Origin of the sequence: Capnocytophaga genosp. AHN8471 (assembly GCF_016806945.1) — a bacterium.
Taxonomy (GTDB): Bacteria; Bacteroidota; Bacteroidia; order Flavobacteriales; family Flavobacteriaceae; genus Capnocytophaga; species Capnocytophaga periodontitidis.
This window is the reverse complement of sequence record NZ_JAESPJ010000038.1, coordinates 23769-37891: the sequence shown is the minus strand read 5'-3', so window position 1 is coordinate 37891 and position 14123 is coordinate 23769. Positions and strand designations below refer to the sequence as shown.

At 39.6% G+C, this 14123-nt stretch carries 12 protein-coding genes and 1 pseudogene; 7 read left to right on the top strand and 6 right to left on the bottom strand.

Annotation, left to right across the window (positions count from 1 at the left end):
* Positions 1–169 precede the first annotated feature (169 nt).
* From JMN12_RS14395 to JMN12_RS14365, 7 genes are all read left to right on the top strand, one after another.
* On the top strand, positions 170–2494 hold the full coding sequence (locus JMN12_RS14395; protein ID WP_203139953.1) for a TonB-dependent receptor: 2325 nt from the start codon (positions 170–172) through the stop codon (positions 2492–2494).
* A gap of 3 nt (positions 2495–2497) precedes the next feature.
* A complete protein-coding gene (locus JMN12_RS14390; RefSeq protein ID WP_203139952.1) occupies positions 2498–3304 on the top strand; it encodes a class I SAM-dependent methyltransferase in 807 nt (268 codons plus the stop codon).
* 72 nt (positions 3305–3376) lie between these two features.
* Entirely contained in the window at positions 3377–5110 is a 1734-nt protein-coding gene (locus JMN12_RS14385; protein WP_203139950.1) for an ABC transporter ATP-binding protein, read from the top strand.
* Between the two features lie 22 nt (positions 5111–5132).
* A complete protein-coding gene (locus JMN12_RS14380) occupies positions 5133–6854 on the top strand; it encodes an ABC transporter ATP-binding protein (RefSeq protein WP_203139948.1) in 1722 nt (573 codons plus the stop codon).
* A 31-nt stretch (positions 6855–6885) separates the two neighbouring features.
* Positions 6886–8109, top strand: a complete 1224-nt coding sequence (locus tag JMN12_RS14375; RefSeq protein ID WP_203139946.1) for a hypothetical protein — start codon at positions 6886–6888, stop codon at positions 8107–8109.
* A gap of 81 nt (positions 8110–8190) precedes the next feature.
* Entirely contained in the window at positions 8191–8862 is a 672-nt protein-coding gene (locus JMN12_RS14370) for a DUF6796 family protein (RefSeq protein ID WP_203139944.1), read from the top strand.
* An 11-nt stretch (positions 8863–8873) separates the two neighbouring features.
* Complete coding sequence (locus tag JMN12_RS14365) at positions 8874–10100, top strand: hypothetical protein (protein WP_203139942.1); 1227 nt, start codon at positions 8874–8876, stop codon at positions 10098–10100.
* 118 nt (positions 10101–10218) lie between these two features.
* On the opposite strand, the pseudogene JMN12_RS15620 reads toward JMN12_RS14365, so the two are convergent.
* The 6 genes and pseudogenes from JMN12_RS15620 to JMN12_RS14335 all read right to left on the bottom strand — a co-directional run.
* Positions 10219–10569: pseudogene (locus tag JMN12_RS15620) on the bottom strand (transposase); the annotation flags it as partial.
* A 339-nt stretch (positions 10570–10908) separates the two neighbouring features.
* A complete protein-coding gene (gene traN / locus JMN12_RS14355) occupies positions 10909–11541 on the bottom strand; it encodes a conjugative transposon protein TraN (protein ID WP_203139965.1) in 633 nt (210 codons plus the stop codon).
* 117 nt (positions 11542–11658) lie between these two features.
* Complete coding sequence (locus JMN12_RS14350) at positions 11659–12189, bottom strand: hypothetical protein (RefSeq protein ID WP_203139940.1); 531 nt, start codon at positions 12187–12189, stop codon at positions 11659–11661.
* 6 nt (positions 12190–12195) lie between these two features.
* Positions 12196–12786, bottom strand: coding sequence for a hypothetical protein (locus JMN12_RS14345; protein WP_203139938.1), 591 nt, complete (start codon positions 12784–12786; stop codon positions 12196–12198).
* 2 nt (positions 12787–12788) lie between these two features.
* Entirely contained in the window at positions 12789–13334 is a 546-nt protein-coding gene (locus JMN12_RS14340) for a hypothetical protein (RefSeq protein ID WP_203139936.1), read from the bottom strand.
* Positions 13335–13345: 11 nt separating this feature from the next.
* Entirely contained in the window at positions 13346–14119 is a 774-nt protein-coding gene (locus JMN12_RS14335; protein WP_203139934.1) for a hypothetical protein, read from the bottom strand.
* Positions 14120–14123 lie beyond the last annotated feature (4 nt).

Genomic DNA, 14123 nt, shown 5'->3' with positions numbered 1-14123 from the left:
CTTCTTTTTTACTGTACTTTTGCCTCCTGAAATTCATTTGTTTAGAACAAAAGTAAATAATATATCGCAAACTACCAAATTTTAGGGGTTAGGATTTAGGGGATAGGGGATAGAAAAATAAGGATTAGAAGTTGATAGTTAGTGATTTAATGGATAAAAACCAATATTTATGTTATACAAAACTTTTCTTTTATTACTGCTCACTACTTCTTCTTTATGGGCTCAAAATACTGCTGAACTTTCTGGTAAAATTACCGATAAAGCCACCCAAAAACCACTCATAGGCGCCGATATCTACCTCAAAGAATTGAAGAAAGGCACTAATGCCGATGCACAAGGTAACTATCATCTAAAGGGTATCCCCGAAGGCAATTACACTATTATAGGTAGCTATCTCGGCTATCAAACTTTTAGTAAGAAAATCTATCTAAAAGGGCAAGAGCGCTTGGATATCAGCCTTAAAGAGCAAGCCGAGGAAATAAGCGGGGTAACCGTTTCGGGCAAGAGCATCGCTCACCAAAAGAAAGAAGAGAGTATGCCTGTAACGGTGATTGATATGAGCAATATGCGGGGCACAGTGAGCAATGTGCAGGACATTCTCGCTAAAACCGTGGGGGTAACCTTGCGCACCTCTGGAGGTGTGGGGAGCAGTTCACGCATTTCGGTGCGTGGTTTGGAAGGCAAGCGCATTGGCTTTTTTATCGATGAATTGCCAATGAGCGAACAAACCGATTATTTAGATATCAACGATATTCCTATTGATATGATAGACCGCATCGAGATTTACAAAGGCGTTGTTCCTGCCCGCTTTGGAGGGTCGTCTTTGGGTGGGGCTATCAATATTGTCATTCGCGAATACCCCGATAAATATGCCGACCTCAGCTATGGTTACGAGAGCTTCAATACTCACAAGGCGCAAGGGGTCTTCAAACGCAACCTAAAAGCACGCGGACTTGTTTTTGGTATCGGTGGGGGCTATACCACTTCCGATAATAACTATACTTTCGATTCGCCCTATCGCGAGGGTTTGCGCATCACCCGCAACCACGATAAATACCGCAAATACATCGTTGGGGGGAGCTTTAAAGCTAAAAAATGGTGGTTTGACGAGGTGGAGTTTGAACCTGTAGTGGTGAAGACCTACAAAGAAGTACAAGGTATAGAGTACGACATCCGCGAGGCATATAGTGAGAGCCTTATGGCGGGGTTGGCTAATAAATTCACTAAAGACAATTTCCTTACCGAAGGACTCAACCTCGATATGTTCAACGGATTGGTATTCACCAAAATGAACTTTATCGATAAAGCTACCCGCCGCTATGAATGGGACGGCACCTCCTACCCTACCCCTTCGCGCTACGGTGGTGAGGCGGGGTATAACTTCCCTTCAGATTCCGATGACCAAAAACTATCGTTTATCAATAAAACCAACTTGGAGTATATCATCAATGAGCGTCATTCGTTCAACTTCAACAGTGTATTTTCTATAGCCAAAGGAACGCCAAAGGATGAACTCAAAACTCTCAGCTTAGGCAAGCAAGTGAATTTCGATTCGCGTATGCACAGCTGGGTGAGCGGACTTACTTACGACTTGCGGTCACTTAACGATGTATTTCTCAACTCGCTTACTGTACGCTACTACCAATACACTATGCACACTCAAATGGCACCATTATTTGTGCCTGGTAAGTACGATGTTGATTTAGAAAAGAACAATTGGGGGGTGAACAACGCTATGCGCTACCGCTTTTTGCCTTCGCTAATGGGGAAACTCTCAGCAGGTTATGAAGTGCGTATCCCCTCAGAAAGTGAGCTTTTGGGCGACGGTATCGGTGTAGTGCCCAGTGCCGACCTCCTACCCGAACGCAATGCTAGTGCAAACCTCGGTTTATTGTTCGACCTCACGGGCAAACACCCTAGCAATGCACAAATAGAAATGAACTTCTTCTATATGTATTTGCAGGATATGATACGCTACACCGCCGGACTTATAGGCGCTCAATATCAGAATTTTGGCGAGATGCGCACCCTTGGGGTAGAGTTTGAAGCTAAAGCCGATGTACTCCCCTCGCTCTATGCCTACGTGAATACTACTTACCAAGACTTGCGCGACACCCGCGACTACGAGCCCGCCAGTACCGTGCCCAACCCCACTAAAAACAAGCGTATGCCTAACATCCCTTACCTAATGGCAAACGCCGGAATGGAATTTCACCGCGAAAATCTCTTTGGAGGTAGCGGTCAGAACACACGCCTTTTTGCCGATGTGGCTTTTGTAGAAGAATATTTCTATGATTTTGAATTGACCCAATTACAAAAACGCCGCATCCCACGAAGCACCACTATTGATATAGGCTTTGAACACAGCTTTTTGAATAACAAACTCTTTATATCGGGCAAATTGCGTAATATAACGAACGAAAAGACCTTGTCGGAATTTAACCGTCCACTCCCTGGTATCAACGGAGGAGTGAAGATTAGAATGATATTTTAGATTATGAATAAAATCCCTGAAACAATGCTCATCACTTTATGGGCAAAAGCAACCGAACTAAAACAGCGCAATCCTTTGTTGCGCGATGAAAAAGCTGCTGAGATTATCAGCAAAATAGACTATGATTTCAGCAAGTTTAAGAAAGCTAAATTCTCTCAAGCAGGGGTATGCGTGCGCGCAAGCCTGATTGATGAAGAGACTCGCAAATTTATCGCTGCTCACCCCGATGCGGTAGTCATACAACTCGGTGCAGGACTCGATGCCCGTTACGAGCGTTTGGGTTGCCCAAAAGTAACCCATTGGTACGACCTCGACCTACCCGAAGTGATGCAATTACGCCGTCACTTTTTTGAAGAGACGGAACAGAGGAGTTTTTTGGAAATGTCGCTTTTTGATAGAGAATGGATACCTATTGTAAAAGCACATCACAAACCTCTGCTCATTATCGTGGAGGGAGTGCTGATGTATTTCAGCCAGAGAGAAGTAAAAGATTTTATGATTAACCTCTGTGATGAAATAGACGAAGCTACCTTTTTGTTTGATATGCTCGCCTACGCCTTAGTGGGGCACGCCAAAAAACACGATACACTCGGCGCGATGGACAAAGACCAACGTCCTGAATTTAAGTGGAGTGAAAAAGAAAGTGCTGTAATGGAAAGTTGGCATCCTAAAATCCATTTGGCTAAAGAGTACTATATGAGTGAGTATGACCAAGGTCGTTATCCTTTTATATTCAGAATGCTTTATAAAATTCCTTATTTTTATAAACGATTCAACCAGAGGGTTGTTAATTTGTCAATTTGCCAATGAGGTACGAGCCGTACAGGCAATTTGGTGCGAGCCGCACGGGCAATTTGTCGCAAACTTAAGACTAACAAAACTATGATAGAAAATCTCAAATATATTACAACTTTTCATCCTAAGCAGATTCTCAAAAGTGTGTTGTGGGAAATTGTACACAGCGGTTTTATCACAGCACCGTCGGGTATTTTGCTCATTATTGTATGGGAACTTTTCAAAGAACAACCTAACACTTCTCTCATCTGGTTGATGGTAGGGCTAATGTGCCTCTTGCTCTGTTTGCAGTTCTTTGTCGCCTCGCGCACTTTGGTCTCTTCTAATCTCTACGTATACGACATCGCTAAAGAATTGCGTATAAAGTTGGGCAATCACTTGCAAAAGCTCTCTTTGGGTTTCTTCAAAAAGCGTGACCCTGGAGAGATTGGCTCAGTAATTATGCAAGATGTTGCCTCGTTCGAACATATTTTTAGTCACAGTTTTGGCAACTTGGCGGCTGCCCTTTTTGGTACCGTAATGCTATCGAGCTTCTTGTTTTATTGCGATTGGCGACTCACCCTCTGTTTATTAGCTGCCTTACCGCTTATCATTCCTTTTTTAAAGCTCGGCACTTTCATCGTCGATAAATGGGGGTTGAGCAAAGCACAAGTGAAAGCCCGCAACGAGGTGTCGGCTAAGTTCTTAGAATATGTACAAGGCATTCGACATTTAAAATCCTATGGACTTACGGGCGACAATTATAGCACTCTCGAAAAAGCCTACGCCGACCTCCGCCAAAAGAGTATCCGTTTAGAGGCCATCCCAGGTCCTACGGTTACACTTTCGTTTATAGTGCTCGAAATTGCTTTTATACTGATGCTCGCCTTGGGCTTGTACTACCTCACACACGGAGAGATTACTGTACCTATACTAATGGTATTCCTCATTTTGGGGTATAATCTCTATAGTCCTATCAAAGTAGTATTGGTGGACTACTTGATGATTCGCTATATGAACGAGAGCCTCAGTAGGGTGATTGAAGTATTGCAAGAACCTACTATGGAAACTGATAAAAACGAGTTCCCTACCCATTTCGATATTACTTTCCACGATGTGAGTTTCGCTTATCTACCGGATAAAACGACTCTCAGTCATCTAAATTTTACAGTGCCTGAGCACAATATGGTAGCTTTGGTAGGGCATTCAGGTTCGGGTAAAACCACTATTGCCTCACTCATCGCCCGCTTTTGGGATGTAACCAAAGGCAGTATCACCATCGGCGGAGTAGATATACGCCATATTCCGCAAGAACGTTTCTACGGACTTATCAGCGAGGTTTTTCAAGAGGTATACCTCTTTGATGATACTATTTACAACAACATCAAAATAGGCAATCCACACGCTACCGAAGCTGAGGTTATAGCCGCTGCCGAGCGTGCCCAAGTACTGTCGTTTGCGTGGGAACTGCCTCAAGGAATGCACACCCCCGTCGGTGAAGGGGGCAACCGACTCTCAGGAGGTGAGAAACAACGCATCAGTATTGCTCGTGCCTTGCTGAAAAACGCGCCCATCATCTTATTAGACGAAGCCACCGCCAGCCTCGACCCCGAAAACGAAATTTTTATTCAGCAGGCTATTCAAGAGCTTGTAAAAGATAAAACCATGGTGGTGATTGCCCACAAGCTATCCACTATCAAAAATGCTGATAAGATACTCGTGTTAGAAAATGGCAAAATCGCCGAAGCTGGTACGCATAGCGAACTCTTAGCACAAAAAGGTATTTACCAGCGCCTTTGGACACTCCAACAGCAATCTGGAGGATGGAAATTGCCAAATTAGCAAATATGAAAATTAGCTTATTATGAAACGATTACTCCAAATAGCAGGACAACGCAAGAGTTTGCTCTTAGCCTCTTGCACCTTAGCCGTCATACACAGCGTGCTGAGCCTTGTACCTTATGCCTTAGTGTTTTACATTATTAAAGAACTCACCCAATCACAACCTAATTTCACCACCGTTCAACAGTATGTGGTATATGCTATAGTGATGGTAATAGTGAGTATGGTAGCCTTTTTGCTTTCGGGTATTCTCTCGCATATCGCCGCTTTCAATATTCTCTATGGCTTGCGCAAAACCATTACTGAGAAAGTAGGCATCTTGCCTATGGGTTATCTTTCACACCGCAATTCGGGAGCTTTCAAGAAAATAATTTCAGACGATGTAGAACGTATCGAAACCTTTGTAGCTCACCAAATCCCCGATTTTGTAAAAGCCGTTGCCTTGCCTCTGCTCACCTTGGGCTATCTGTTTAGCGAAGACTGGCGCTTGGCACTCATCAGCTGTTTGCCACTACTCGTATTGGTGGTGATAATGCCCCTGATGTTTGGCAGTAAAAACCAGAACCTCACCCAAAAATACCACCATTCACTCGAAGAAATGAGTGCCGGTATTGTGGAATACGTGCGTGCTATGCCGGTGATGAAAATCTTCCAGCAATCAGCTGAAACTTTTGATAAGTACGGCAAAAAAGTGCTCACCTTTCATCGTTTTGTAAGCGACTGGATACGCCATAGTTCACCCCCATTTGCTATCTTTATGAGCTTTGCCAGCAATGCGATGTTGCCCGTTTTAGCATTGGGTTTATACCTCTATTTTCACAATGGGCTAACCCTCGCCACCCTGCTCTTCTTCTTAATTCTGGGCACAGGCTATATGCGCCCCGTGTTTGCGATGAGCAATATGGCGATGCAACTGCAACTCATCGAGCAAGGCGTACAGCAAATAGACAAAATACTCGAAGCTCCCGTCCTACCCGAAACTCACACTCCACAAGAGCCCTCTCATTACGATATTCGTTTCGATAAAGTATCGTTTGCCTACGACGGCGAACATTACGTACTCAACGACATCAACTTTATTGCCAAAGAAGGCTCTATTACTGCTTTGGTAGGTCCTTCAGGTGCTGGCAAGAGCACGGTGGGGCAATTGTTGTCGCGTTTTTGGGATGTACAAGAAGGAAACATCAGCATTGGTGGAGTAGATATTCGTCAGTTATCTACTGAAAAGCTGATGCAGATGGTCTCTTTTGTATTTCAAGACAGCTTTATGTTTGCTCAAACAATGTACGAGAATATCCGTATGGGGATGAACAAAACCAAAGAAGAAGTGATTGCTGCTGCCCAAGCCGCTCAAATACACGACTTTATTATGAGCTTGCCCAAGGGCTACGACACTCTTTTCGGGCAACAAGGTGTACACCTCAGCGGAGGTGAGCAACAGCGTTTTCAGTTGGCACGTGCTATCTTGAAAAATGCTCCTATTCTCGTTTTAGACGAAGCCACCGCCTTTGCCGACCCCGAGAACGAATACAAAATACAACAGGCATTTAGTGAGCTTATCAAGGGAAAAACCGTGCTTGTTATCGCACACCGCCTTTCCACCATCATCACTGCCGACCAGATTATCGTTTTTGAAAAAGGTGAAATCAACGCCATAGGTACTCATAACGAGCTCTTGCAAAGTAGTGAACTCTACCAACGAATGTGGAACGCCCACAACAGAGCTAAAGAATGGAATATCTAACTAATAAATTAACCTATAAATATACATTACAATGAAAAAAGTAATCTTAACCCTCAGCAGCCTCGCTCTGCTCATTGTGTCTTGCAAAAAAGACGACAACAACAAACCTGCTCCTTCTAATGAAGGCAGTGGAAAGTATTTGGTGAAAACTACCTTTAAAAACCCCGACGGTAAAAGTGGTAGTTCTTACTTACAACTTACTAATGACCTCAATACCACTACTGCTTTAAACAACAAACAAGCTATACAAGTACCCTATATGTCGAGTGTAATGATATATGGCAATGAGGTATATTCATTAGATGCTATTGATGGTAGTTATGGTGTGAGAAAATTCATTTACAACCCTACTACCCAAAAACTTACCGAAAGTAAAAAATTCGATACCCCTGCACACTCTATGCCCTGCAACTTGATAAAGGTGAGCGATACCAAAGCCTATTTGCCTTTATACAACGTACCAAAGGTATTGATTATCAACCCACAAACAATGCAGAAAATAGGTGAAATAGACATTCAAAGGTACGCCCACAGCGACAGCAGTCCGGATGCAGGCTACGGAATAATACGCGATGGGTATTTCTACCTACCCCTATTGCAATTAGGACCTGATTATGCTCCTTATGCCGACCATCTCCAAAGTGATGTACTCATCATCAATGTACAAACTGATAAGGTAGAAAAGGTAATATCAGAAACCACTACTCACTTGGCTATGCCTTCTCAACCCTCATATAAAACTTGTATTTTCACCACCGAAAACAAAGATATATATATAATGTGTGCTGGTTATTTCGGGTTCAATCCCGCAAATACCCATTCAGGGTTTGTGTGCATACCTCAAAGTACTACTGTATCGGCTACCGAGTTTGATAGCAGTAAGAGTTGGGATATATCCAACACTACTATTGAGGGTACTACCTATAAACCTGCAACTATCTATAGTGTGGAATACTTAGGTAATGGCAAAGCAGTAGGTTTTGTAGGTGCTGCTGAACTGAATGTAAAAGACCCTTTCACCGATAAAAATGGTATTGCCGTATTGATAGACCTCAACGCTAAAACTATCAAGAAGATTGATGGTATCCCTTATACCGATAGCCATAGTGTGTTTATCGGTAGAAACAACAACGAAGTGATTTTTGGTGTATCGGGTACAGACAAAAGAGGTTTGTTTAGCTACAACCCTGCTACCGGTATCAGCAAGCAAGTGCTGAATACAGAGGGAGGCGCCGACTTCTTCCACGCATTTTAGTGCGAGCCTCATAGACAATTTATAACGTTGCAAACTTTGGCAAAGTCCAAGGACTTTGCCAGAGTTAATCATAAATTATATATGAAAAAAGGATTTATTTTAGGCTTAATAGCCTCACTTATTACCTTTTCCGGTGATATGTTATTGGGGTACATTCAGGTAGAAAACCCCGAAAAATCACTGATGAACTTCTCACTTACCTTACCCCTATCGCGCATTCTATGGGGAGGATTCTTAGGTGTGATAGGTATCCCTCTGCAGAGCATAGGGTATTGGCAAATTTACAAGTTGATGAAAGAAGGTAGTAAAACGCTCTCAAAACTTTACAATGTAGGTATCTGGGGGTGGTTAGTAATGGCAGCTTGTGGGGTGCACCTCAATTGTGCTGTGGTGATGCTTATCTACAAACAACTTTACTCCACCGATGCAATCTTAGCCCATAATGTAGCTACTACCTTTTCTAACAATGTATTAGTGCCTTGCTATTACATTTTTATTGTCTTTTTCCTACTGATGAACATCTCACAGTTCATAGCTTTTGTAAGGAAAAAGACCGTTTATCCTCGCATAGCAGCCCTTTTCAATATGTTTATAGGTATTGGCATCATTCATCTTATAGCCTATTTGTTACCAGATTCGGCTATTAAAAACGGATTGAATGTATCGGCTATCAGCTTGGGTAATGCCTTGATGTTTATAGGGTTGCTACTTTTTAAAGGTCAGACAAGTCTAACAACTAATAATAATAACTAAAAACTAATTTTATGTATTCAAAAGTATTTTTAACAGCGTGCTCATTAGCATTGCTATTGGTCTCTTGCAAAAAAGACGACAACAACAATTCAGAATCGGCTATCATTTCTAAAAGTTCAGGAAAATACCTTTTAGAAACTTCAGTGAAGAACCCCGATGGTATGAGCGGTAGTTCGTATATACAGCTCTTTAATACCCTCTCAGGAAGTCTCAACAATAGCCAAGCTGAGCAAGTAGATTTTGGCTCTTCAGTACAAGTAGAAGGCAATGATGTATACCTCTTCGATACTATGAAAGGGGTAGGTGGTATAGTTCGCTGGACGTACGACCCTACTACCCAAAAACTTACCAAAGGAGCTACCCTTCCAGGAATTTCTAACTCAATGGTAGGTCACCTTGAGAAAGTAAGCGCTACCAAAGCCTACGTGCCTATGTATACCCAAGGCGTTGTGTGGATTATCAACCCACAAACAATGCAAAAAACAGGAGAAATCAATCTCGCCCAATACGCTCACGGCGACAGTAGTCCTGAGCCTGCTATGGGTATCCTCCGCGATGGCAAATACTATCTATGCCTCAACCAAATCGACCCTGGAGCAGGTTGGCAACCTTATGCCAATTATCAGCAATGTGATGTGGCTATCATCAACCCTCAAACTGATGTAGTAGAAAAAGTAGTATCCGAAACTACTACCAAACTCACCTTCCCTACCCGCCCAATGGCGCAATGCAAAGGAATGCTCTTCACCAATGAAGCAGGTGATATTTATATGGCTACCGCAGGCTATTTTGGGTATTCTAAGGACAATACCAAATGCGGTTTTCTCTGCATTCCCAAAGGCAGTACTGAGTTTGATAGCAGCAAATCGTGGGACATCTCCACTACCACCATCGCAGGCACTAGTTACAAGCCTGCCAGCGTGTATAACTGTCAGTATATAGGCAATGGTAAAGCAGTAGCTTATGTAGGTATAGTAGAACTCGGTGGGTCAAACCCCTACACCGCTAAAAATGCAATGGCTGTACTCATAGATTTCAATGCCAAATCTATCAGCCAAATAAATGGTATACCTCTAACCGATGGGCATAGTATTTTCATCACCAAACACAATGGCAAAATACTTTTCGGGGCTTTCGGCACTGATAAGATAGGACTTTTTGCCTATAACCCTACCACTGGAGCGGTAGAACAAGTACTCACCACCACTGGCAACCCTGCCTTTTTTCACGCATTTTAAATGAAAGAAGAGCCCGTTAGCAAAGTTACTAACGGGCTCTTCTTTTATAAACAAGCACTTTTATGCCCCTATTTCAAGGATTGTCAGCAATTGCTTTATTGTTTAACGTGAGTTCGATTTAAGCAGCAACGAGTCTTTTTAGATCAACAATGTCTTCTTGCAAATTAATAGAAGGCTTTTTATCAAAGAAAGAATAAGCTATAAGTTCTGATAATAAGTTAGTTATAAAATTATCAAAACAACGATGTCTTGTATGCTCTACTTGACAAATGTTTTTTAATTCGTCATTTACTGTTTCTATCAAAGCACGTTTTCTAAGAGCTATTTTGTCTTGTAAGAGCATCAAGCTATTTTTCATATTCTTTTTAATCTTAGTGATTAAATGTACCCCATCAATAAATAATTGTTCAAATAAATCTTTGCTGATATACCCCTTATCTCCAAAGAGTTTTCCAAAGATTTTGTGGGAATTCACCTTTCATATGCTTCTTTATGTGATTGATATAGTAATGTTTTAAATCTCTATAATGACCTGAATGAAAGAGAATTAGAATAGTCATAACCTCACTATCAGATAAAGTTGATTTACGATTTCTCTGTTTTAAGTCAGTATTTTGCACAAGGCTATGGTCAGAGACTATTTTTTCAAAATTCTTGTCAAATTCGTCTATTATAAAGAAAATTTCCGTAACTTTGTGGCTTGATAACATAGGGATAGATTTTTAGTTAAACTTTTGATTTTCAAACTACAAAGTTACTAAAACTATCCCTTTTTTGCAAATAAAAAATAACTTTTCTTACGTCGAACTCACGTTATTTTAAGCAGTTTATCCCCTGAGAGGGAGAGCTGCTCTAACATAAATATGCTATGTGTTTTGCTCTTGCCTTTAACGATGTCCATTGGCTGATACACCCTTAAAACCTCAACAGGGAGTTCTTGCGAGAGGCTCTTTCCTGTGGTAGCGCGGTCGATGATTTTAAAGCTGACAATGTCGGTCTCAAAGGGCACGCGGCTTTTGTTTTTGAGCCATACATCAAAGAAGAGTTTGCTGCCGTGGGTATAGATACCGCGCAGCTCGCTTTGGAGGGTGCCGTTTCGTGCGCCTATATGGCGTAAAAGACGGCGTTGCTGCTTATAAATGGACTGCATCATCAGATTGATAACCGCAGGCGAATCGCCGCGGGTATCGGCAAAGAGGATGTCGGTTTGGGCAGTGCGATGAAAATCGGTGGGGGATTGCGCAAGCAAGAGTCTGCTGATGTCAAAGCTCAGATGTACAGGAGCAGGATTGTAGGTGATGTCAAAGTTGTAAAAACGTCCGTCTTTGGTGATGAGCGAGAGGTTGGTAGCGGTGGTAAAGCTCACGGTGGTGGCTTTGACCCGTAGGACGTTCTCTGCCCCCTGTGGCTTTGTCGGCGATGAGGTAGTCGCTGCCGAGATCTACATAACGAATAGCCGCTGGAAAGATAAGATGGGGATGAAAAGCTAAATTCTGTATTCTTTATTAAGAATTTCAATTTTAGGCTATAACAGTGAATGAATTTAGTTTATTAATTTTTACTTATCATAGAATAACTTCCATTTATCTGCGTTTACAGTGTCGTTTTTTATAATATAATCCTGTGTTAAATTAAGAATATGCCATTCCTTGCCGCTCTCGGGGAGAAAAGAATGATAAATTTGTTTATTATCTTTAAGAAGATAAAATGACATAGAAATATAGTCAGCATATATAATTTCATTTTCAGAGTAATTGTTTTTTATATTATTAATATCTATTGTCTTCAGAATAGAATCTATTTCTGAAAATAGATGCGCTGTATTTTTAGTCAATATACAATCTTTTAGAGCATCTTCTCTATTAAGAATATATTGATTATTGTTATTATATAAGGATTTTCTATCATCTTTTATATTATGTAAAAATATGGATTGATCCTTAAAATTTAAAATAATAGAGAAAGGCGTAATCTTTCCATTAGCTACAAACATGTTAAATACAATAATTCTATTATCAATGTGTTTTTGAGGTACTTCTCCTTTACAAGAAATAAGAAAGAGAAGAATTATAAGAATATATTTTTGCATACTTAATTATTTAGGTCCTCCTATATTAAAGAATGATAGCCATTTATCTCTATTTATAGTGTCATTTTTCATATTGAAATCTCTCACTAAATAAAAAATATCCCATTCTTTTCCCGTAGGATTAAAACAGTAATACACCCGCTTATTACCTTCAAAATAATTAAATGACATATAAACATATTCATCAGGAGCAGGTTGAGACCTTTTACAAGAAAAAGGAGCCCCATTTTGAAGGATAGAATCTATTTTTTCAAATAAGACATTTGTATCAGTGGTCATCTTATTATCAGCTATGAATCCTAACTCATAAATAGTATTATAATCAATTCTATCATTCTTCTGTTTAATAGCTTCTTTAGGTAAAGTCCCTTCTACTACTTCTACTTCATCTTCCACAAGTCGGTCAAAGTTAGCTTCATTTATTATATTATGAACAAATACAGATTTGTCCTTAAAATCTAATGTTATAGAATGTGAAGCTAAATTCTTCCCTATATACAAATTAAAAACTATATATCTATCATCAATAGGTTCACTCTTCTTTTTCTCCTGACAAGCAATAAAAGATAAAAGTATTATAAAAATATATTTTTGCATAATTAATTATTTTTTATAAAAGTTTTCAATTCATTACCGTTTATTGTATCATTGTTTATAATATAGTCTCTTACTAAGTAGAAAATATTCCATTCCTTAGACTGAGGGTTATAACTATAATGTATATGTTTTTTATTTTTGAAGTAGTTAAATGATAAATATACATATTGGTCAGGCATAGGTATCTCACTTTTATAAGAAAAAGGTTCTTTATTTTGTAAAATAGAGTCAACTTTATTAAATAAAATACCTAAGCTATCAACTATCATATTATCTTTCACTATTACTAATGAAGGTTTTTCATAAAGTTTTTTTTCTTCCTTTCTATTTTTATCTTCATTTGGAGTTATTTCTATATCTTCAATAGTTGACACTTCATTAGTTATGTTATGTATCCATATAGTTTTATCTTTAAAGTTTAATATTATAGAATGTGGATATACATATTTATAAGAATAAACATTAAAAATGATATATCTATCATCTACTGAATTTTCCTTAGTTTTACAAGAGATTAATAATAATATAAAAATATAAATTCTTTTCATTGGTGATACCGCTATTTTAATCTGTATTCTTTTATTCTTTCATATAAATCTGAAATATTTTTTATAATTCTTATATTTTCTTTAGTAATTTTATTAGTATACTGAAAGCTATAAGATGGAGATTGATGAGGTCTATAAATCATAAACGAAGGAACAATTTTTTTACCTGCCTTTTTAAAATAATCATAATACCAATTTGCCGTAACTGTATCTCCAAAGCCTCCAAGATCTCCAGATGCCTTATCATCTACAGGTGATGTACCAGGATGGCTATGATAATTTATTTTTAAGTCTAAGATAGAATATTCTGCAGGGGGAGGAAATGTCCCTGCTGCATCAGAATAATTAACAGTTCCTAGTACATAAATACCTTTCTTTGTACCATTAACTTTATCATAAACATCCAAAGCCCATTCAGCTTGTAGAGAAGCGTCACATACAAATTTAAACAACTTATAAGCATCATCTTTGCTTGCCATTTTTACAAAAACACCTTCCTTCTCTCCCCAGAAACCTGAGCTACTTTTATAAACATTTCTCCTCTCCGCCAACTCTTCTATTACTTTTCCGTTATTTAATGTGATATATTTATCTTTAATTCCCTTATCCCAATTGGTTTTTCTATGTAGTCTATACATATTATCACCATTAGTTTCAGAAACTTTTGTAATATATCCTTCTTCATCTACTACAAAATCTTTTATTTTTGGAGGTGGTGCAGCTGCTTTAAGAGTAGCTGTTATGGATTGTCCTGTTTCTCTAAGTGTGATTGTTATTGTTGCCATAGGT